The organism is Tenacibaculum halocynthiae, assembly GCF_964512825.1.
GTDB lineage: Bacteria > Bacteroidota > Bacteroidia > Flavobacteriales > Flavobacteriaceae > Polaribacter > Polaribacter halocynthiae.
This window is the reverse complement of sequence record NZ_CAZELG010000012.1, coordinates 16,447-36,823: the sequence shown is the minus strand read 5'-3', so window position 1 is coordinate 36,823 and position 20,377 is coordinate 16,447. Positions and strand designations below refer to the sequence as shown.

The window sequence follows — 20,377 nt, the reverse complement described above, 5'->3', positions numbered from 1 at the left end:
TGCTAAAAAAGCAAAAAAACATCTAAAAACCTCCTTGAAAATATTTTTATATCAATAATTATCGAATTCAAACAAAATAATTCTTTTTGTTAATTAATAAACAAAAAAAGAAAAACCTCGAATTAATCAAGGTTTTATTGTTTTAATAGAACGTATTTTTATTATTTACCACCATCAAGTTTGTCTTGCCAGTCTTTTAGTTCTTTCCATTTACCTTCATAAGCAAGTTGAGCTTGTTTAGGCCAAGTTCCAGGTTTGTGTATTTTATATCTATCTCCTCCACTCTTTAGTACTTCTTGACATTTTTCTATTGAAGTTTCCCCTAAGGATTTCCATGTTTTAATTCCGAAATTATGAAAAAGACCTTCAATTTTGGGACCTATTCCTTCAACCACTTTTAAATCATCTTGTTTTATTTTTTTACCAAAAGCAGCTTTTGCATCAGTAGCATTAAAAGGTATATTATTGTTTGCGTTACTTGTAAGTGAAGAAGCGATATTTGTTTTAGCAGTTTCTAAACTAGTTTCTAAATTTTTAGCGTTTTTAGTACAAAGATCTAAATCTGCTTGTAATGTAGATTTTGCTTTTGAACAAGCAGCTAAGTCAGCCTCTAATCTTGCAATTTTATCATTAAGGGTATCGTTGTTGTTATTTTTGCTAGTACCTAATAAATATCCTAGAAAAGCACAAATGGCACCAACTAATAATGGAATTAACCAACATGGTATATGGATTGCTAATAAAGTCATGTTTTTAATTTTTTATGATTATTTTAATTAATAGTTATTTCAATTCTTCTGTTTTTTGCTCTACCTTCTTCAGTTGTGTTATCTGAAATAGGAGTATTTTGACCTTCAGAAGCAACAGTTATATTTTGAGATAAAATCCCATTTTTAATTAAATATGTTTTTATAAAGTTAGCTCTATCCAAACCTAACTTCATATTCCCATCATTATTTCCTGTATTATCTGTATGGCCAGTAACTTGAATTATAACACCTAATTTATCTACACATTTTGAGATATCAGCAAATTTTTGACGCTGTTCTGGAGTTAAATTAATACTTGCTTGCCCTGTTTTAAAGTATATAAGCAATGGGCTTTCTTTAATAGTTTCACAAGCTTTTTTTAGAGTTTCATCACTTTTTAAAGCCTCATCAGTTCTTGTAAAAACATCAAACTTTAAAGGGCCATATAAAATGTTGTTTTTATTAGCGACTAAATCATTATTTAACTCTCCGTAGGTATTAATTAGTTTTGACGAAATATTTTGAGAAACCATATAATTTTTAACAGAGTTAGCTCGAGCTAACCCTAAGTTAGGAAATGCTGAGTTGTTGTTTTCATCATTCATATAATACCCCGTAATATTAAGGCGTTTGTTTTCATCTGAGTTTAAATATTCTCTAATCATTGAAATCCCATTATTTAATGAAGTAGATACAGAGTCACGAATGGAAAAACCGGAGGTGTTAAAATTGAAATTTTCATTGATTTCATAGGCTAAATTCCCACGAGTATCTTTAATACTAAAAGGTAGTGAAGTTGGGTGCTTAGTTTTAGGTTTACTTACTTCTTCATTACTTGTTTTTTGGGTTTTTTGTTTAGAACTATCGCAACTTTCAGCATAGCAAACAGTACAACACATATACCAATATAAAATTGATCCAATAATAATGGTTAGCAGAATACCTAATAAATAAATTGATTTTTTACTCATTAGTTGACGGTTTAAATTATTGATTGTTAAATTATTAAAAATTAATTGAAAAATAAAATTTTGTTTTTCACGAAATTTTAAGACTTACTGCTAAATAAATGTTAAGGTGTATAAATTAATGAAACACTTTTATAAAAACATAGTCTTATAGGAAACATAACTTAACAATCAATCTCATGAAAAAAATATTATTTACAGCATTAATCGTTCTTGTATCTGCTAACACAATTAAAGCATCTAACACAATAGAAGCACCTATAAAAACTTCTGTTGAATATGTAAAACTTAGTACGTTTTGCGAAATGATAAAACAAGGGAATTATGAAAGTGTAAAAGCTTTTATAAATAATGGAACAAACATCAATAGAAAGTCTATGGGACTAACTCCTGTAATGTTTGCAGCCAGGTATAATAAAGTAAAAATACTTAAGCTTTTAATAAGTAACGGAGCTAAGTTAAAAACAAAATCAAATAAAGGATATACTGCTTTACAGTATGCAAAAATGTCTAAGGCAAATGAGGCTTACGAAGTTTTAAAAGGAGCCTTAGAGAAAAACTAAAAAATAGCATATAATTATTTGAATGAAGACTGTCTATAAAGGACAGTCTTTTTTTATTTAATTTAGCAAAAAAATTAAAAACATGACTTTATTAATAATCTACGCAACTTTATCTATTCTCTTTTCATTTCTATGTTCAATTTTAGAAGCAGTTCTGTTAAGTGTAACACCAACTTTTGTTAATGTAAAAAAGAAAGAAGGAAAAGCGTTTGCGGAAGGTTTAGAAACTTTGAAAAAGGATGTAGATAAGCCATTAATAGCAATTTTAACTGTAAACACTATTGCCCATACTGTAGGTGCTATTATGGTTGGTGCTGAGGCAAAAAAAGCTTTTAGTGACGATGGAAATGGAGTTTTTATTGTATCTGCAATAATGACAATATTAATACTTGTTGCCTCAGAAATTATACCTAAAACTATTGGAGCAACCTATTGGAAGTCTTTAGCAGGGTTTTCTACTAAGGCTTTAAATATATTAATATTTGTATGTAAGTACACAGGACTTATCTGGGTTTTGCAGTTATTTACAAAAATGTTTGGTAAAGGAGCTCACGGTGAAAGTGTTTTAAGTAGAGAAGATTTTACTGCTATGACTGATATAGCTGAACAAGAAGGTGTTTTTCATGAAAATGAAAGTAATGTGATACGTAATATGTTAGGTTTTAAAGAAGTACAAGCAAAGCATATCATGACACCACGTACAGTTTTAAAATCAGCTGATGAAAATCAAACAATACAGTCGTTTTTTGACGAACATAAAGCATTACGTTTTTCTAGAATACCAGTTTATTCTGAAAATCCAGATACTATTACTGGGTATTTTTTAAAAGATCAATTGTTACTTTCTCTAATTAATAATAAAGGAAATGAGCCTTTAAAAAGTATTAAAAGAGATATTATTATTGCAGATAGAGAGCTTTCTATTCCTAATTTATTTGATAAATTAATTGAACAAAGAGAACATTTAGCGTTGGTTGTTGATGAATTTGGAACAGTAAGCGGATTAGTTACTCAAGAAGATGTAATTGAAACCTTGCTAGGATTTGAAATTATGGATGAAAGTGATAATGTTGCAGATTTACAAAGTTTTGCTAGAAAAAACTGGGAACAAAGAGCTAAACGCTTAGGGATCGTTAGTGAGGATGAGGAAGAAAAAAAAGAATAAGTTGTTTTCTGTTTTATAAAATATTAAAAGCGAATAAATTATTTATTCGCTTTTTTAAATTATAAGGACTAGTTTTTAAGTTGACTTTTGATTATAGTTATTACAATTATAAAAATCAAACAGTAGACCAAAGTAATAGGTATAGTATAACAGATGCATCTTTATTTTATCAGAAAGAAGATAGCCCTTGGAATTTTAAAATTACTGCTCAAAATTTAACAGATGAAACATTTAAACAGAGCAATAGTTTTTCAGACTATCTAATTTCTGATACTAGAACATATATAATGCCTAGAATTATATTATTTGGTATAGGATATAAGTTATAATTTAATTCCAAAAAGAACTCTATTTTGTTTTTGCCCATTAAAGTTAGAACGTACAAAATCTACACGAAGAAAGCGCCATTTTCCAAAGCCAATATTATCTAAGCCTAATGAGAATTCTGAATACGGCTTGTTTCCACCAGTAAATAAACCTTTAGCTCCTGCTACTAAATGAAAGTTTAATTGATTTAAAAGTGGTACTTTACTTAATAGTGCGCCTTTAAAGTTTTGTTCAGCATGTAGTTCACCATATTTATCATTTGTGCTTAATTGGTAATAAGGTAACGCTAAAAAGCCGTTTAAATAATTACTATTCGGAGCTATTAATAGGCGATTTCCATTAAAGTGGGCATAATCCATAAAAGGTATATCTTTTTTGTCTAAAAATAGTCCTCCCTTAATTTTATATTTAAATCTTCCCCAATTTCCAAGTCCAATGTTTTGATATAATTGTGAATAAATAACATCTGAATTCCAGTTACTATTTCCAGAACCAAAGTTCTTTTTATATCCAATGTATAATGAAGGGTATTTTTTGTTACCAATGTTTATTTTTCTATTTGGATACGACCAGTACTTTTGACCAAATTGTATTGATGCACCTAGATTAAACGACCACATTTGATGAGGTGTAAAAGAACTATTAAAGTTTGAGGGCTGAATAGGGTTATTAGAAGTGTATGCTATGTCTTTTTTTGGAAACATTACATAGTCTGTTGTATTGAATAAAGGCTTTCTGTCAGCAAATTCTATGCTTGAATATAAACGTAATCCATTAATCACTTCTTGAGAAAAAGATACTTTTGCAAAAGATTTTTCATAAATTTTCATGTAGTTTCTTTCAAACATGGTAGAACTTATGGTGTTCCAAAATTTAGAAATTGGATTTTTAGCATCAAATTGACTTGTAGTTATTCCTCCAGAAATATTTAAAATAGGTCGAGAAGTATTGTTCCATTTATATGAGAAATACCCTGTAGGTCTAGCTTTTTTATCAGATAGTCCATAATTAACAGCAACACCTGTGCTAAACCCTTTTCCTGTTTTATTTAAGCGTTTATTAAAGTTCAAACTTAAACTTGAGTTCCATCCTTGAACAGTATTAAAATTTAAGTTTTCTATTGGTGAAGAAAAATTAACAGACCATTTCTTATATGAGTTATCATAGCTATACCCTGTAAGAATGTTAAGAGGTTTGAATTTGTTTCTTTTACGATCAATAGAGTCTAAGTATTTTTTAGATTTTCGTATTACTTTAATACTATCTTTTAACTTGTAATCAGAAACTTCTTCATCAGTTAAGGCAACAGGTCTTATAGTATTCCAGTAGGTGGTATCTTTTTTAGTTGCATTCTTAGCAAAAGATAATACTTCATTTGTAAATGTATTCTCAGTAAAGTTTGGCGTGAAATTGTAGTTTGAGTATGCTGCTGAAAAACGACCATTAAAGTTAATACCAAACATACCAGCATTAAAATCTATAGTTTGTGTAACCAAAGTCCAGGCTTTTATAGCAGGTACATAATTGTAGTTTTGTTTAATATGTAAACTTTTAACCATGGGTACACCTACTTGAGAACCAGAAACATTAACATCGGCACCATATATTGACCAATCGTCTTCTACAATGTATATAAAACCATTAAAAACAGGATCGTTTTTTCTTTTTGGAAGTAATTCAATTTTGTTAACGAGCTTACCATTTTTATTGTAAAAAACACCAGTTAATTTATATTTGTAATATCCAAAAGCACCATCTGCTATTGGAGAAACCATTTGTTTTCCAGCTAAATCAAATGAGTTTTCATAAAAATCGAAGTTTACTTCATCTGCTTGGTTAAAGCTTATACCGTTATCTTGACCAGAAACTTTAGAAGCAACGATGTGTTCTTTAAATTTCTTTGTTTTTTTTTGATATGTTATTTTTGAAATAGTTTCTGAAAGGTACATAATACCACTACGGGTAGAATCTAACCCTCCGCCTAAGTCACCAACTTCTTGACCTAGAATTTTTTTAGGAGCGTTTTTAATTTTAAACATTCCACGAGAATAAAAGTCTGAAGTGTATTTACCTAGCTTATTTGTATTCTTGTTTTTATTTGCAATGGTATTTCTAATAATTGCATTTGCTGGGTTTTCTTTTGAATTAATTTGAACTTCATCTAAAGAAACTTGTTCTTCCTGAAGTGAAACATTAAGAGTAAAAGGGAACTTGTTAATTGTTACATTTTTTTTAGCTGTTTTATATCCTAAAAATTGAAAAACAATAGTATAGTTTCCTGTTTTTTCAATATTCAAATTATAATCACCATTGTTATTTGAGGTAGTTCCTGTAATGCTGTTTTCTAAATAAACACTAACAAAAGGGAGTGATTTTCCTTTAGTGTCAGTAATTTTACCTTTCATTTGAGAAAAGCTAATAATAGAGGAAAGTAAAAAAATAAATGTAGTTATTTTCTTCATAGTTTTGGTTTAATATTAGTTTGGTAACAAACTTAACAGATATAAAATCAGTAATATGACTACAAAATGTTAAAGATGTTACAAAGAAATCTTAAAAACATAGACACACGTTTTTTATAAATGGTTGCCTGAATACTTTACTTTTTTTTTTAAATATTTAAAAAGATAAAATACAATATCTAAAATGAATAATTACAACTAATTAAAAACAAAAGCAAGTCTTAATTATAGGTAAACGGTTTGGTTTTGTGTTTGGAAGAACAGAATTAAAAGGTTTACTTTGTGAACTATAATATTTAAAATATTTTAATTTATGAAAAAGCAAGTATTACTATTGCTAATTGGTTTTTTTACAATTTTTGGGTATTCTCAAAAAGTGAAAGTTGTTAATGGAAACTTTGATTTTATAAAAGATCAAAAAGAAATTAATGTAGAGTTTGTATATGATAACATGAAAGTTTTAAAAAAGAACTTATCTAATGATCAGTATATGAAAGAGCATTCTGAAAAACTGGAAGAGAAAGCTAGAGGAAAAGGAGAAGCTTGGAAAAAATCTTGGATTGCTAGTAGAGACATTATTTATGCTCCAAAATTTTTAGAGTTAATGAATAGGTATTTAGAAAAGAAAAAAGGAATCTTTTTTGGTGAGAATTTAAAAGATGCTAAATACACTTTAATTGTTCAAACCGTATGGGTTTATCCGGGATGGAATGCTGCTGTTATGAGACAAAAAGCAAAAGTTAGTACAGTTTTAAAGTTTGTAGAAACTGCAAATAAAGAAAATGTGCTTTTAGAAGTTACTAGTAAGAAAGCGCCAGGGAATAGATTTGGAGGAACTTTTAGTAATGAAGATAGAATAGGAGAAGGATATGCAAAAACAGGAAAAAGCTTTGCGAAATTAATATTGAGAAAAGCATTTTAATTAAATAAAATAAGCAATAAAAAAGAGAAGCAATTTTAAAATTGCTTCTCTTTTTTATTGCTTTCCATTTCTAATAAATAAGCGATAGTTTTTATAATTCTATTGTGTTTTGTAACAAAGGGGTTTGTTTTATCCCACACATAACCTGCTAAAACAGCACAGATTTGTTTTTTTATTTCAGGATTTTCTGGTCGATGAAAGAATAACTTTTGAAGATTTCCAGTATACCATTCTTTTACATATGAAGAAAAAACAGTTACCCCGTCTTTAATGTAATTTACATATTCTTTTTCCCAGTTAACAGAGACGTTTATAAGTTCTTTATGTACTAATTTAGCAGCTAATAAACCAGATTCAGTAGCAAAAGTAACACCAGAAGAAAAAACAGGATCTAAAAATTCGGCACTATTTCCAGTGATAACAAAACCATCACCATATAATTTTTTCACCGATTTTGAAAAATTTTTAATGATTTTAGGAGAGAATAAAAAATCTTCATCCTTAAAACGATTGTAAAAATAAGGTGAGGTTTTAAGTAATTCTTTCATTTTTTCTTCAGGAGAACCTTTAAAAGAATCGATATATTCTGTTGGTCCAACAAAACCAATACTTGTTGTGCCATTAGAAAAAGGAATCACCCAAAACCAAACTTGAGTATCTAATACATCAAAAGTAATTAAAGAACCTTCCTCTCCTTTAGGTTTATTGGTTTCTTGTATGTGGTTGAAAATAGATGAATGTTTTGAAAGTTCTGAAGGTTTTTCTAACTGTAAAATTCTAGGTAATACCCTACCGTAACCACTTGAGTCAATAATATATTTAGCCGTTATAGTTGAGGTTTCATTCTCTAAATTCTTAACGGTGGTTATAGAAGAGTTATCCTTGTTGAATTCAACGTCTATTACTTCGGTATTAAAATCAATATCAACTCCTTTCTTTATTAATTCATCAGTTAATGTTTTATCAAAGTCAGCTCTAGGAACCTGCCATGTCCAATCCCAACCTTCAGTATGTTTTTTACTGAAATCAAAATTACAAACCACATTATCTTTTAAAAAACGTGCTCCTTTTTTAACTTCAAAATTTTTCTCTTTCAAGCATTCTAATAAATCAACCTCTTCAAAATGATCCATACATCTTGGCAATAAGCTTTCACCTATAACAAATCTTGGAAATGAACTCTTTTCAACAACCTTAACATTTATACCTTTTGTGTGAAGGTATGATGCTGAAACACAGCCTGAGGGACCAGCTCCTATAATTAAAACATCAACATTTATGTTGTTCATACTATTATTATATATTTGCATTCAAAATAACTATTTTACTTTTAGTTATTAAAGAAATATTCATATAAATATTTAATATACAATAAATGCTAACTCTAAAGGAAGAATTAGATATACAGGATTTTTATGCTGTTGTTTTTAATAAAGAACAGATAAACGTAGATGAAGAAGTTGTTAAAAAGGTTGAAGAAAGTTTTAAGTTTTTAAAAGAGTTTTCTGACGATAAGGTTATATATGGAGTTAATACAGGTTTTGGTCCTATGGCTCAATATAAAATTGCAGATAAAGACAGAGTCCAATTACAATATAACTTAATAAGGAGTCATGCTTCAGGTGTAGGGAAAGCTATAGAGCCATTATATGTAAAGGCAGCAATACTAGGAAGATTAAATACACTTAGTTTAGGGTATTCAGGAGTGCATAAGTCTGTAGTAGAAGTAATGACCAGTCTTTTAAATAAAAATATAACACCCTTAATTTATGAGCATGGAGGTGTAGGAGCCAGTGGTGATTTGGTTCAATTGGCCCATTTAGCACTAGTTTTAATTGGTGAAGGAGAAGTTTTTTATAAAGGAGAATTAAAACCAACACAAGAAGTTTTTAAAATAGAAAACATTACACCTATTAATGTTGAACTTAGAGAAGGATTAGCATTGATTAATGGTACTTCGGTGATGACAGGAATAGGTATCGTAAATACTATTTATGCAAAAAAAGCATTTAATTGGATGATGAAGGCATCTTGTGCTATTAATGAAATAGTAAAAGCTTATGATGATCATTTATCATTAGAATTAAATCATGCGAAAAAACACTCTGGTCAACAAGAAGTTGCTGAAGAAATGAGGGTGTTGTTAGTAGATAGTAAATTGATTAGAAATAGAGAAGAACATTTATATACTTCAGGAAATGAAGAGGTAGTTTTTAAAGAGAAAGTACAAGAGTATTATTCTTTAAGATGTGTTCCACAAATTTTAGGACCAGTTTTAGATACGGTTAATGGAGTTGAGAAAGTTTTAATTAATGAAGTAAACTCAGCAAATGATAATCCAATAATAGACACAAAAAGTAAAAATGTATATCATGGAGGTAATTTTCATGGTGATTATGTTTCGCTAGAAATGGATAAATTGAAGGTTGTGATGACAAAGATGACCATGTTAGCTGAAAGACAGTTAAACTATTTATTGAATCCTAGGTTAAATGATATACTTCCACCATTTGTTAATTTAGCCAAATTAGGACTTAATTTTGGTATGCAAGGAGTTCAGTTTACAGCTACATCAACTACAGCAGAAAATCAAATGTTGTCTAACCCAATGTATGTTCATAGTATTCCTAACAATAATGACAATCAAGATGTTGTTAGTATGGGAACTAACGCTGCTATTATAACAAAAAAAGTTATAGAAAACGCTTTTGAAGTATTGAGTATTGAACTAATGACAATTATTCAAGCCATAGAATATTTAGAAATTCAAGACGAAATTTCTACTTCAACAAAAGAAGTATACAAAAGTCTTCGTAAATTAATGCCCGTAATTAAAGAAGATGTGGCTATGTACCCATACATAAAAGAAGTGAAAAACTATTTGATGAATAATTAGAAATGAAGGTTTTTAGAAAGTAAAAAACTAAATTATTTATTAAAGTTGAAAAGTGAAATATGAAAGAAAATGTAAAAAAATGTGCTCTTGTTACTGGAGGGTCAAGAGGTATTGGTAGAGCTATAAGTATTCAATTAGCAAAAGACTTAGAGTATCATATAATTGTTAACTATAAAGGGAATAAAAAAGCTGCAGAAGAAACATTATCTCAAATTATTAGCTTAGGAAGTACGGGAGAATTATTACAATTTGATGTAGTTGACGAGAATGATGTTAAAGGGAAGTTAGATGCATGGCAAGAAAATAACAAGAATGCTTTTGTAGAAGTAATAGTTAATAATGCTGGAATAACTAAAGATATGTTATTTATGTGGATGACTAATAAAGACTGGACTTCAGTTATAAATACAAGTTTACAAGGCTTCTTTAATGTAACAAATCATTTAATTCAAAAGTTATTAGTTAATAGATATGGTAGAATAATAAACCTAGTTTCAGTTTCAGGTTTAAAAGGAACACCGGGGCAAACAAATTATTCTGCAGCAAAAGGAGCAGTAATAGCAGCAACCAAGGCATTAGCTCAAGAAGTTGCAAAAAGAAAGATAACTGTAAATGCAGTAGCACCTGGATTTATAAAAACTGATATGACGAGTGAGTTAGATGAAAAAGAATTAAAGAAATTAATTCCAGCAAACAGGTTTGGGGAAGCCGAAGAAGTAGCACATGTTGTTTCTTTTTTAGCATCAAAAAAATCATCTTATATAACAGGAGAGGTAATAAATATTAACGGAGGAATATATTCATAATTTAAAGGAGATGGGAAGAGTTGTTATAACAGGAATGGGTATTTACTCTTGTATAGGTAAAAACATAGAAGAAGTAAAAGAATCTTTATATAATGGTACATCTGGAATCATTTATGATGAACGAAGAGAGTTAATGGGGTATAGGTCTTGTTTAACTGGTATGGTAGATGAGCCAAATTTGAAAAAACAATTAACAAGAAGGCAAAGAATAAGTTTAGGACAAGAAGGAGAATATGCCTATTTAGCTACTATAGAAGCGTTAGAAAACGCAAAAATAGACGAAGATTTTTTATTAAATAATGAAGTAGGAATCCTTTACGGTAATGATAGTACTGCAAAATCAGTAATAGAATCTGTCGATAAAATTAGAGAGAAAAAAGATACGACACTTGTTGGGTCTGGAGCAATTTTTAAAGGAATGAATTCTTCAGTAACAATGAATCTTTCAACAATATTTAAGTTTAAAGGAATTAATTTCACTGTAAGTGCAGCTTGTGCAAGCGGATCTCATTCAATAGGTATGGCTTATCAGCTTATAAAAAGCGGTTTACAAGATTGTATTGTTTGTGGTGGAGCACAAGAGATAAATGACTTAGCTATGGGTAGTTTTGATGGTTTAGGTGTATTTTCAACTTTAACTAAAACACCAGAAAAAGCTTCTAAACCATTTGATTCTAATAGAGATGGACTTGTTCCTAGTGGTGGCGGTGCAACATTAATAGTTGAAAGTTATGAGTCTGCAATGAAAAGAGGGGCTCCAATTTTAGCTGAGATTGTAGGTTATGGCTTTTCATCTAATGGAGAACATATTTCTACACCTAATGTTGAAGGACCATCTAGAGCAATGAAAAAAGCAATAGAACAGGCAGGTTTAAAACCTGATGAAATAGATTATGTAAATGCCCATGCAACATCAACACCTGTAGGAGATACTAATGAAGCTAAAGCAATATTTGAAATATTTGGAGAAGAAGGGCCTTATGTAAGTTCAACAAAGTCTATGACAGGACATGAGTGTTGGATGGCAGGCGCAAGTGAAGTGGTTTATTCAATATTAATGATGAAAAACTCTTTCATTGCACCAAATATTAACCTAGAGAACCCTGATGAGAATGCAAAAAAATTAAATTTAGTCACAAAAACGATAGATAAAAAAATAAATGTATTTTTGTCGAATTCTTTTGGGTTTGGGGGGACCAACTCAGCATTAGTAATTAAAAATAGTTAAAAGAGGATGGATAAAGGAGCAATCATAGAGAAAATAAATGATTTTCTTATTGATGAATTTGAGGTTGAAGCAGAAGATATAAAGCCAGAAGCTAATTTAAAGGAAACTTTAGAATTAGATAGTCTAGATTTTGTGGATTTAGTAGTCGCAATTGAGGCTAATTTTGGAGTTAAATTGGTAGGAGAAGATTTTGTAAACATTGTAACGTTGCAAAACTTTTATGACTTAATAGAAAGTAAAATAAGTTAAACTTACTTTGTGTAAATGGCAGAAACTTGGAACGGGAAATCAAGAGGAACTGTTTTAGGATACAAGATTTTTGTCTATAGTATTAAAAAACTAGGAGTTTCTACTGCGTATCTTCTATTATATTTTGTTGCCGCTTACTTTTTTGTTTTTTCTAGAAAAAGCACTAAGGTTATCTTTGCATATTTCAATCGAAGACATCAGTTTTCAAAAACACTGAGTTTCGTAAAGGTTTATAAAAGTTATTTCAAATTTGGTCAAATACTTATTGATAAAATAGCCATTTCTTCAGGACTAAGAAATAAGTTTACATATGAATTTGATGGAATTGAGAATTTAAGAACACTTTTGAAAGAGAAAAAGGGAGGAGTACTTATTAGTGCACATGTTGGTAACTTCGAAATAGCACAATATTTTTTAAATGAATTAGAAGAAAAAGCTGAAATAAGTTTACTTACAACAGATTTAGAGCGTAAAGCGATAAAAGAATATTTAGATTCTGTTACAGTAAAATCTGATATTAGTTTTATTATAATCAAAGATGATTTATCTCATATTTTTGAAATAAATGCAGCATTAGCAAAAAACCAATTAGTTTGTGTAACTGGTGATAGATATGTTGAAGGAACAAAGTTTTTAGAGAGTGATTTTTTAGGGAAGAAAGCGAAATTTCCAGCGGGGCCTTTTTTAATAGCATCAAGGTTAAAGGTTCCAGTTGTTTTTGTTTATGTAATGAAAGAAAATAAAAAGCATTATCACTTATTTGCCAGAACAACACAAGTAAAACATAGAGATAGTTTAGGGTTATTAAATACATACACAAAAAATCTAGAAATGATTGTGAAAAGATACCCTTTACAATGGTTTAATTATTTTGATTTTTGGGAGGATTTTAAATAAAAAGGATATGAATTTATTAAAAGAAAAAATCACAGAAAGAGAAACAATTCTTAAATTAATTCCTCAAAGAGCCCCAATAGTAATGGTCTCTACTCTTACATATTACGATGAGAATAAGGTGGCTTCTGAGTTGAAAATTGAGAAAGAAAACCTTTTTGTTAAAAATTCAGAGTTACAGGAACCAGGGCTGATAGAGCATATGGCACAAACAGTAGCTTTATATACGGGATATCATTTTTATATAAATAATTTAGAAGCACCGGAAGGTTATATTGGTGCGATTAAAGGAATAGAAATAAAAAAACTACCTAGAGTAGGAGAAATACTAGAAACTGAAGTTGAAATCTTACAAGAAATTATGGGAGTAACTTTAGTAAAAGGAATGACTAAGCTAGATGGTGAAATTATTATGTCTGCCCAAATGAAAACAGTTCTTAAAAAGGAAAATGAAAAAGAATAAAGAAACAGATTTAACGGCTACATATGAAATAAGAGTACGATTTAATGAAACGGACCCTTTAGGTATTGTTTGGCACGGAAATTATATAAAATATTTCGAAGATGGAAGAGAGGCCTTTGGTAGAAAATATGGAATAACCTATTTAGATGTAAATGATTACGGGTACGTAACACCTATAGTAAAATCGTCATGTGAGCATAAATTACCTCTTAAATACGGGGAAATAGCAAAAATAGAAGTACGCTTTATAGATACTTTAGCTGCAAAAATGATTTTTACTTACGAAATAAAAAATGAAAAAGATCAGGTGGTTTGTACAGGAGAAACTACTCAAGTTTTTTTAAATAAAAAAGGAGAACTATCATTAAATGTACCGTCATTTTTTGAAGAGTGGAAAATGAAAATGAATTTATAAATTCAATGAGAAACGTTTATGCTTCATATACTAATATAATATCACCACTTGGGTTTACAACCCAAGAAAACGTGAATAATATTTTGCAAAAGAAATCAGGAATTAAACGTTGGGAAAACACTAAGATTTTTGATGAGCCATATTATGCTTCACAATTAAATGAAAAAAAAGTTGATGAAGAATTTTCTAAACTAAGTGAAACAGTTAATGAATACACTAAGTTAGAAAAAATGATGATACTCTCATTAAGTAATGTCGTAAATAAAACTAAAGATATAAGACTTGGTAAAATAGGAGTCATAATATCAACTACTAAAGGGAATATAGATGCTTTAGATAAAGAGAATAAGTTTTCACCTAAAAGAGCTTATTTACCAAAACTTGGAGAAACAATTAAAAGTTTTTTCGGATTTAAAGAAGATCCAATAATTGTTTCCAATGCATGTATTTCTGGTCTTTTAGCTGTAATTATGGCTAAAAGATTTATTCAATCTAGTATTTATGATACTATATTTATCGTGAGTGGAGATATAATTTCTGAATTTACACTATCAGGTTTCAACTCATTTAAAGCAATTAGTAATGCACCTTGTAAGCCTTTTTCTAAAAATAGAAATGGAGTAACTTTAGGTGAAGCCGCCGCCGCTATAGTAATAACAGCTGAAAAAGAGGGAGTTCAAATTATAGGAGAAGCCTCAAGTAATGATGCAAATCATATATCAGGACCATCTAGAACAGGAGAAGGATTATTTAGAAGTATAAAAAAAGCAAAACAAGAATCAAAAAAGTATATTGAAAAAATAGATTATATATCAGCACATGGAACTGCAACTTTGTTTAATGATGAAATGGAAGCTATCGCTTTTAATAGAATGAATTTAGATGAAATTCCTGTAAATAGTTTTAAAGGGTATTATGGGCATACATTGGGAGCTTCAGGTTTATTAGAAACTATATTAGGTATTGAATCTATGAAAACTGATACTTTATTTCCTTCTTTAGGATTTGATGAATTAGGTGCTTCAAAAGCTATAAATGTAATAAAAGACACTAAAAAACATAAAATAAACGCATTTCTTAAAACAGCATCAGGGTTTGGAGGTTGTAATGCTGCAGCTATTTTTAAAAAATAATATTGGAAGAAAGATTAAAAATAAATGGATATTGTGCTATTACAAAAAACACTGTTTTATGTAATGGTGAAGTGAATATTGAAGAAGAAGGATTAACAGTAAAAGAGTTCTTTAAAACTCTTTACAGGGAATATAGTAATGACTATAGTAAGTTTTTTAAAATGGATGATGCTAGTAAACTTACTTTTTTAACAGCTGAAATCTTATTAAAAAACTGCGCTATTCTCGAAGAAGAGAAAGATGAGTTAGCTATTGTTTTAGCAAATAAAAGTGCAAGTTTAAATACAGATAGAAAATACCAAGAATCTATACAAGAAAAAGAAAATTATTACCCAAGTCCAGCAGTATTTGTATATACATTACCTAATATAGGTATTGGTGAAGTTTGTATAAAACATAAAATTTATGGGGAAAATGCTTTTTTAGTAGCAGAAAAATTTGATGTTAAAAGAATAACGGAATACGCTACTATTTTAATTAACACAAATAAAGCTAAATTTGTACTATGCGGATGGGTTGATGTTGATAATGATGAGTATACATCAGTTATGTATTTAGTGTCAAAAGAAGGGGGAGAAGAGTATTCTGAAGAAAAAATTAATAAATTATACCAATCAATAAGATAATGGAAGCATTAAAAAAGGAACTTAAAGAAAAAATAATAGAGCAATTAAATCTTGAAGATTTAACTATTGAAGATATTGAAGATAATGATGCTTTATTTGGAGACGGTTTAGGATTAGATTCTATTGATGCATTAGAACTTATTGTGATGTTAGATAAAGACTATGGAATAAAATTAACGGATCCAGCTGAAGGGAAAGAAATATTTAAATCAATAGCCGTTTTATCAAGTTATATTGCTGAAAATAGAATAAAATAAATGCAAAATAAAGGTGTAGCAATTACTGGTATTGGAATTATTTCATCAATAGGTAAAAATGTTGAAGAAAACTTAACGTCATTACTTCAAGAAAAAGATGGAATAACTAGGCTAGAAAACATTAATACACGACACGTAAACGATATTAAAGTAGGAGAAATAAAACGAAGTAACGCTGAACTGACAAAGGAACTTTTATTACCTGAAGAGATTCGTTTTTCTAGAACTACTTTATTAGGAGGGATTGCAGCGAAAGAAGCAGTGAAAAGCGCCAAAATAAAAAATATTAATGCGTATAAAACAGGATTCATATCATCTACTAGTGTAGGTGGAATGGATATGACTGAGAAATATTGTAATTCATTTTTCGAAAAAAAAGAAAATGAAAAATATTTAAATAGTCATAATGCTGCTGAAAGTACTAAGGAAATAGCAGGAATTATAGGTGTTGAAGATTTTGTAACAACAATTAGTACAGCATGTTCATCAGCAACCAATGCTATAATGTTAGGAGCGCGTTTAATTAAAGCAAAAAAAATGGATAGAGTAATTGTTGGAGGTACTGATTGTTTATCAAAATTTACAATTAATGGATTTAAAACACTAATGATTTTATCTGATGAAAAATGCCACCCATTTGATAATAATAGAAAAGGTTTAAATTTAGGCGAAGCTGCTGCATATTTAGTTTTAGAATCAGAAGCAGTTATTCAAAAAGAAAATAAAGAGGTATTAGCTTATATATCTGGGTACGCAAACGCAAATGATGCACATCACCAAACAGCATCGTCAGAAAATGGAGAGGGAGCTTTTTTAGCAATGCAAAAAGCAATAAAAACAGCTAATTTAAAACCTTCAGATATTGATTATATCAATGCACACGGAACAGCAACACCTAATAATGATGCTTCAGAAAGTGTAGCATTGCAAAGAATATTTAATACTGAAGTACCTGATTTTAGTTCAACAAAGGGTTTTACAGGCCATACATTAGCAGCTGCTGGAGCTATAGAAGCAGTTTTTTCTATTTTAGCAATACAGAACAATGTATTATTTGCTAATTTGAATTTTCAAAAAGAAATGGAAAAAACAAAACTTATTCCAGTAACAAAAACGAGTAAAAAGCAAGTGAAAACAGTGTTGTCTAATTCGTTTGGTTTTGGAGGTAATTGTTCAACATTAATTTTTTCAAAAGTTTAATGAAATCTAGTTTTATAAATAGCGCAGTTTCAATTTCTTCACAAGAAACATTTAATGCAGATGTGTTTGAAACAAATCAAATACTGTTGTTTCCTAATGAAAAGATTGTAAATGCAATTAAACCTAATTATAAAGAATATATCTCTCCTATAAAAAGTAGAAGGATGGCTTCAGGAGTTAAAATGGGGGTTGTTACTGCAAAAAAAGCACTTAATACGGCAGAAGTATCAGAAATAGATGCAATTATTACAGGAACAGGTTTAGGATGTATTGAAGATTCTGAAAAATTCTTGGATGCTGTAATTGATAATGATGAACAATATTTAACTCCAACTTCTTTTATTCAATCAACTCATAATACCGTTGCTGCACAAATAGCATTATTAGAAAAAAGTAATGCTTATAATGTAACTTATGTAAATGGAGCTAATTCATTTGAAGCTGCATTAATAGATGCTCAAATGCAACTAAACGAAGGGAGTACTAAAATATTAGTAGGAGGGGTAGATGAGTTAGGGAATAAATTTATAAAAGAATATTGCAAAAGAAACACTCAAAAAGTCCCATTTAGTGAAGGAGCAAATTTTTTTGTAATAGAAAATGAAAAAAAAGAAAACACCTTAGCTGAATTAGTTGATGTTTGTTGTTTTCAAAAAATAAAAGAAGAAGATCTAGAGAACAAAGTAATTCTTTTTTTGAAAGAGAACAAAGTAGAACTAGATGATATTGATGCCATTTGTTTAGGAATTAATGGAAGTGAGTATGATAGTTTTTATACTGTTTTACAAAAAAAACTATTTAAAGAAACGACACAGTTACAATACAAGAATGTATGTGGTGAATTTTATACAGCATCAGCCTTTGGATTATATACATCAGTAAATCTTTTAAGAAAAAAAGAATTACCGAAAGAGTTTTATATAAATAACATTGTTAAAAAAGAGTATAAACATGTGTTACTTTATAATCAATATAAAGGAACACAGCACAGTTTAGTATTAGTAAAAAGATGCTAAATTTTAAACGAGTAAATATAAGTGCTGTTATTCTGTTATTAAGCATGGTTTTATATGCTGTTTTTCTTACAGTAATTCCCTTATATTTTTATTTAATTGTTTTTTTTGCTTGGTTAATTATAACAAGCATTGGTTCATTTAATATTACATGGAATTATCACGTAAAAGCGATTAATTTTGTTCAAACTGAAACGAAGCAAATAGCCATAACATTTGATGATGGTCCTAATATTCAATACACTCAAAAAGTATTGGGATTACTAGAAGAGTTTAATGCAAAAGCCAGTTTTTTTTGTATAGGAAAACAAATAGAAAAGTATCCTGAGTTATTAAGAGAGATTAACGAGAAAGGGCATGTAATAGGAAATCATACATTTAATCATAGTAATAACTGGGGTTTTTTATCTACTAAGAAAATTGAAAAAGAGTTACTGTTTACAGACAGGGTAATAGAAAAGGTAATAAATAAGAAACCAAGGTTTTTTAGACCTCCTTTTGGCGTTACTAATCCGTCAATAGCAAAAGCTTTAAATAAAACAAAACACCGTGTTTTAGGATGGAGTATTAGGTCTTTAGATACGGTTATAGAAGATGAAAATAAAGTTTTAAAAAGAATTCTTCCTAAGATAAAACCAGGAGCAATCATACTTTTGCACGATAACCAAAATAATGTAGTACCCGTTTTGGAACAATTATTGATTTTTTTAAAAAATAATAACTACAATATAGTGTCATTAGAAACATTAACAAATGAAAAAGCATATGAATAGATTAATTATAGTTTTCTTGTTTTTAACACAAATAGTTTTTTCTCAAACAAAACTAACAGTAAAAGAAGTTAATGAACTAAAATTAAAAGTAAAAGAAACTGCTAAAAATACTGAAACAATTACAAGTGATTTTATTCAATATAAACACCTAGAGTTTTTAACAAATGAAATAAAAACTGAAGGGAAGCTTTTATTTAAGTCTCCAAACTTAATAAAATGGGAATATCAAAAACCGTATAAATATATTGCCATTTTTAAAGATGATAAGTTATACATTAATGACGAAGGAGATAAAAATAATTTTGATATTGGTTCAAATAAGCTTTTTAAGAATTTCAATGATATGATTATTAATAGTATCAAAGGAAACCTTTTTAATGATGAAGATTTTATAATGGAATATTATAAAACAAAAAAAACGTACTTAGTAAGTTTTAAACCTGAAAACGAAATGGTTAAAGGTTTAATAGCTAGTTTTGAGTTAACTTTTGATAGTAAAACGACTGATGTTGTAGAAATAAAAATGAAAGAAAATAAAACGGACTACACTAAAATCATATTTAAAAACAAACAACTAAACAAACAAATTTCTAATGAGGCTTTTAACCATTAGTATTCTTATTTTATTTAGTGTAGTATCATGCTCTTTACCTACAACGAAAGGGTTGCTAGAAGAAACCTTACAGCAGAAAACACACATTGAAAACCCTTATTTTTCATTGTCTAAAGATTATGTTTATAAAACAAAAATAAAAGCATTTGGAAATAAATTTGGAGGGTTTTTAGTATTTAAAAAGATAAAAGGACTTAATTACAGGATTGTTTTTACATCTAGTTTTGGAAATAAAATATTTGATTTTGAAAAAGAAAAAGATAAGATAATAACACGTTTTATTTTAGAGGAGATTAATAAAAAAGCAGTGATTAAGTTGTTGAAAAATGATTTTTTAACGCTTTTAAAAAACAAAATTGAGATACTACAAACATACAAATCGAAAGAAGATTTAGTTTATAAAACAAAATTCAATAAAAAATACAATTACTATTTTATAGATAATACTACTAAGAAGTTAAAAAAAATTGTAACTACATCTAGGTATCAAGAAAAAACATTATTTACATTTAAAAAAGAAGATAAAGAAATACAAATTCAACATAAAAAATATCCGATTGAAATAAGTTTAAAACTACTTGATTTCTAAAAAAAACTTCTTTTGCCTGTTTCTCACTGAATCAGTATTTTTGCCACCTAATTTAAATTAAAATTT

Annotated in this window: 23 protein-coding genes; 19 read left to right on the top strand and 4 right to left on the bottom strand. The window is 28.7% G+C overall.

The genetic code is table 11. The annotated features are described in order from the left end of the window. Positions 1-161: 161 nt before the first annotated feature. Both ACKTTQ_RS03520 and ACKTTQ_RS03515 read right to left on the bottom strand, forming a co-directional pair. Positions 162-749, bottom strand: a complete 588-nt coding sequence (locus tag ACKTTQ_RS03520; protein WP_113786138.1) for a hypothetical protein — start codon at positions 747-749, stop codon at positions 162-164. A 23-nt stretch (positions 750-772) separates the two neighbouring features. Beyond that, positions 773-1,720, bottom strand: a complete 948-nt coding sequence (locus ACKTTQ_RS03515) for an OmpA family protein (RefSeq protein ID WP_408048423.1) — start codon at positions 1,718-1,720, stop codon at positions 773-775. Positions 1,721-1,896: 176 nt separating this feature from the next. On the opposite strand from ACKTTQ_RS03515, the gene ACKTTQ_RS03510 reads away from it, so the two are divergent. The 3 genes from ACKTTQ_RS03510 to ACKTTQ_RS03500 all read left to right on the top strand — a co-directional run bounded on the left by ACKTTQ_RS03510 (position 1,897) and on the right by ACKTTQ_RS03500 (position 3,774). Then, positions 1,897-2,280 carry an ankyrin repeat domain-containing protein gene (locus ACKTTQ_RS03510; RefSeq protein WP_408048422.1) on the top strand — a complete coding sequence of 128 codons (384 nt, stop codon included), beginning with the start codon at positions 1,897-1,899 and terminating at the stop codon, positions 2,278-2,280. 82 nt (positions 2,281-2,362) lie between these two features. Beyond that, the gene (locus ACKTTQ_RS03505) at positions 2,363-3,445 is read left to right on the top strand and encodes a CNNM domain-containing protein (RefSeq protein ID WP_093869717.1); all 1,083 of its coding nucleotides are present in this window, start codon (positions 2,363-2,365) and stop codon (positions 3,443-3,445) included. Positions 3,446-3,525: 80 nt separating this feature from the next. Then, positions 3,526-3,774, top strand: coding sequence for a hypothetical protein (locus ACKTTQ_RS03500; protein ID WP_408048421.1), 249 nt, complete (start codon positions 3,526-3,528; stop codon positions 3,772-3,774). Here the strand turns inward: ACKTTQ_RS03500 and ACKTTQ_RS03495 are convergent. Continuing rightward, positions 3,769-6,234, bottom strand: coding sequence for a DUF5686 and carboxypeptidase regulatory-like domain-containing protein (locus tag ACKTTQ_RS03495; protein ID WP_408048420.1), 2,466 nt, complete (start codon positions 6,232-6,234; stop codon positions 3,769-3,771). The two genes, ACKTTQ_RS03500 and ACKTTQ_RS03495, sit on opposite strands and share 6 nt — an antisense overlap. Positions 6,235-6,547: 313 nt before the next feature. On the opposite strand from ACKTTQ_RS03495, the gene ACKTTQ_RS03490 reads away from it, so the two are divergent. Continuing rightward, positions 6,548-7,156 (top strand): hypothetical protein, encoded by a 609-nt coding sequence (locus tag ACKTTQ_RS03490; protein ID WP_408048419.1) that lies wholly within the window; start codon positions 6,548-6,550, stop codon positions 7,154-7,156. A gap of 35 nt (positions 7,157-7,191) precedes the next feature. Here ACKTTQ_RS03490 and ACKTTQ_RS03485 read toward each other — a convergent pair whose 3' ends face one another. After that, positions 7,192-8,445: an NAD(P)/FAD-dependent oxidoreductase gene (locus tag ACKTTQ_RS03485; protein WP_408048418.1), complete on the bottom strand. Its 1,254-nt coding sequence runs from the start codon at positions 8,443-8,445 to the stop codon at positions 7,192-7,194. An 86-nt stretch (positions 8,446-8,531) separates the two neighbouring features. Between ACKTTQ_RS03485 and ACKTTQ_RS03480 the strand changes: the two genes are divergently transcribed. The 15 genes from ACKTTQ_RS03480 to ACKTTQ_RS03410 are packed head-to-tail and all read left to right on the top strand — an operon-like array spanning position 8,532 to position 20,311. Then, on the top strand, positions 8,532-10,052 hold the full coding sequence (locus ACKTTQ_RS03480; protein WP_408048417.1) for an HAL/PAL/TAL family ammonia-lyase: 1,521 nt from the start codon (positions 8,532-8,534) through the stop codon (positions 10,050-10,052). 59 nt (positions 10,053-10,111) lie between these two features. Beyond that, positions 10,112-10,858 (top strand): 3-oxoacyl-ACP reductase FabG, encoded by a 747-nt coding sequence (gene fabG / locus ACKTTQ_RS03475; RefSeq protein ID WP_408048416.1) that lies wholly within the window; start codon positions 10,112-10,114, stop codon positions 10,856-10,858. 10 nt (positions 10,859-10,868) lie between these two features. Then, on the top strand, positions 10,869-12,086 hold the full coding sequence (locus ACKTTQ_RS03470) for a beta-ketoacyl-[acyl-carrier-protein] synthase family protein (protein ID WP_408048415.1): 1,218 nt from the start codon (positions 10,869-10,871) through the stop codon (positions 12,084-12,086). Positions 12,087-12,092: 6 nt separating this feature from the next. Next, positions 12,093-12,335 (top strand): acyl carrier protein, encoded by a 243-nt coding sequence (locus ACKTTQ_RS03465; protein ID WP_408048414.1) that lies wholly within the window; start codon positions 12,093-12,095, stop codon positions 12,333-12,335. Positions 12,336-12,350: 15 nt separating this feature from the next. Continuing rightward, positions 12,351-13,232 (top strand): LpxL/LpxP family acyltransferase, encoded by an 882-nt coding sequence (locus ACKTTQ_RS03460; protein ID WP_408048413.1) that lies wholly within the window; start codon positions 12,351-12,353, stop codon positions 13,230-13,232. Between the two features lie 7 nt (positions 13,233-13,239). Beyond that, positions 13,240-13,692: a hypothetical protein gene (locus tag ACKTTQ_RS03455; RefSeq protein ID WP_408048412.1), complete on the top strand. Its 453-nt coding sequence runs from the start codon at positions 13,240-13,242 to the stop codon at positions 13,690-13,692. Beyond that, positions 13,679-14,107, top strand: a complete 429-nt coding sequence (locus ACKTTQ_RS03450) for an acyl-CoA thioesterase (protein WP_408048411.1) — start codon at positions 13,679-13,681, stop codon at positions 14,105-14,107. The genes ACKTTQ_RS03455 and ACKTTQ_RS03450 overlap by 14 nt, the downstream gene beginning before the upstream one ends. A gap of 5 nt (positions 14,108-14,112) precedes the next feature. Continuing rightward, positions 14,113-15,240 carry a beta-ketoacyl-[acyl-carrier-protein] synthase family protein gene (locus ACKTTQ_RS03445; protein WP_408048410.1) on the top strand — a complete coding sequence of 376 codons (1,128 nt, stop codon included), beginning with the start codon at positions 14,113-14,115 and terminating at the stop codon, positions 15,238-15,240. 2 nt (positions 15,241-15,242) lie between these two features. After that, entirely contained in the window at positions 15,243-15,866 is a 624-nt protein-coding gene (locus ACKTTQ_RS03440; RefSeq protein ID WP_408048409.1) for a 3-oxoacyl-ACP synthase, read from the top strand. Beyond that, positions 15,866-16,123 (top strand): phosphopantetheine-binding protein, encoded by a 258-nt coding sequence (locus ACKTTQ_RS03435; protein ID WP_408048408.1) that lies wholly within the window; start codon positions 15,866-15,868, stop codon positions 16,121-16,123. Before ACKTTQ_RS03440 ends, ACKTTQ_RS03435 begins: the two co-directional genes overlap by 1 nt. Continuing rightward, on the top strand, positions 16,124-17,323 hold the full coding sequence (locus ACKTTQ_RS03430) for a beta-ketoacyl-[acyl-carrier-protein] synthase family protein (RefSeq protein ID WP_408048407.1): 1,200 nt from the start codon (positions 16,124-16,126) through the stop codon (positions 17,321-17,323). It begins immediately after the preceding gene. Beyond that, a complete protein-coding gene (locus ACKTTQ_RS03425; RefSeq protein ID WP_408048406.1) occupies positions 17,323-18,339 on the top strand; it encodes a beta-ketoacyl synthase chain length factor in 1,017 nt (338 codons plus the stop codon). The genes ACKTTQ_RS03430 and ACKTTQ_RS03425 overlap by 1 nt, the downstream gene beginning before the upstream one ends. Further along, a complete protein-coding gene (locus tag ACKTTQ_RS03420; RefSeq protein WP_408048405.1) occupies positions 18,333-19,109 on the top strand; it encodes a polysaccharide deacetylase family protein in 777 nt (258 codons plus the stop codon). The genes ACKTTQ_RS03425 and ACKTTQ_RS03420 overlap by 7 nt, the downstream gene beginning before the upstream one ends. Then, a complete protein-coding gene (locus tag ACKTTQ_RS03415; protein ID WP_408048404.1) occupies positions 19,102-19,722 on the top strand; it encodes a LolA family protein in 621 nt (206 codons plus the stop codon). Before ACKTTQ_RS03420 ends, ACKTTQ_RS03415 begins: the two co-directional genes overlap by 8 nt. Beyond that, positions 19,703-20,311 (top strand): hypothetical protein, encoded by a 609-nt coding sequence (locus ACKTTQ_RS03410; protein ID WP_408048403.1) that lies wholly within the window; start codon positions 19,703-19,705, stop codon positions 20,309-20,311. Before ACKTTQ_RS03415 ends, ACKTTQ_RS03410 begins: the two co-directional genes overlap by 20 nt. Positions 20,312-20,377 lie beyond the last annotated feature (66 nt).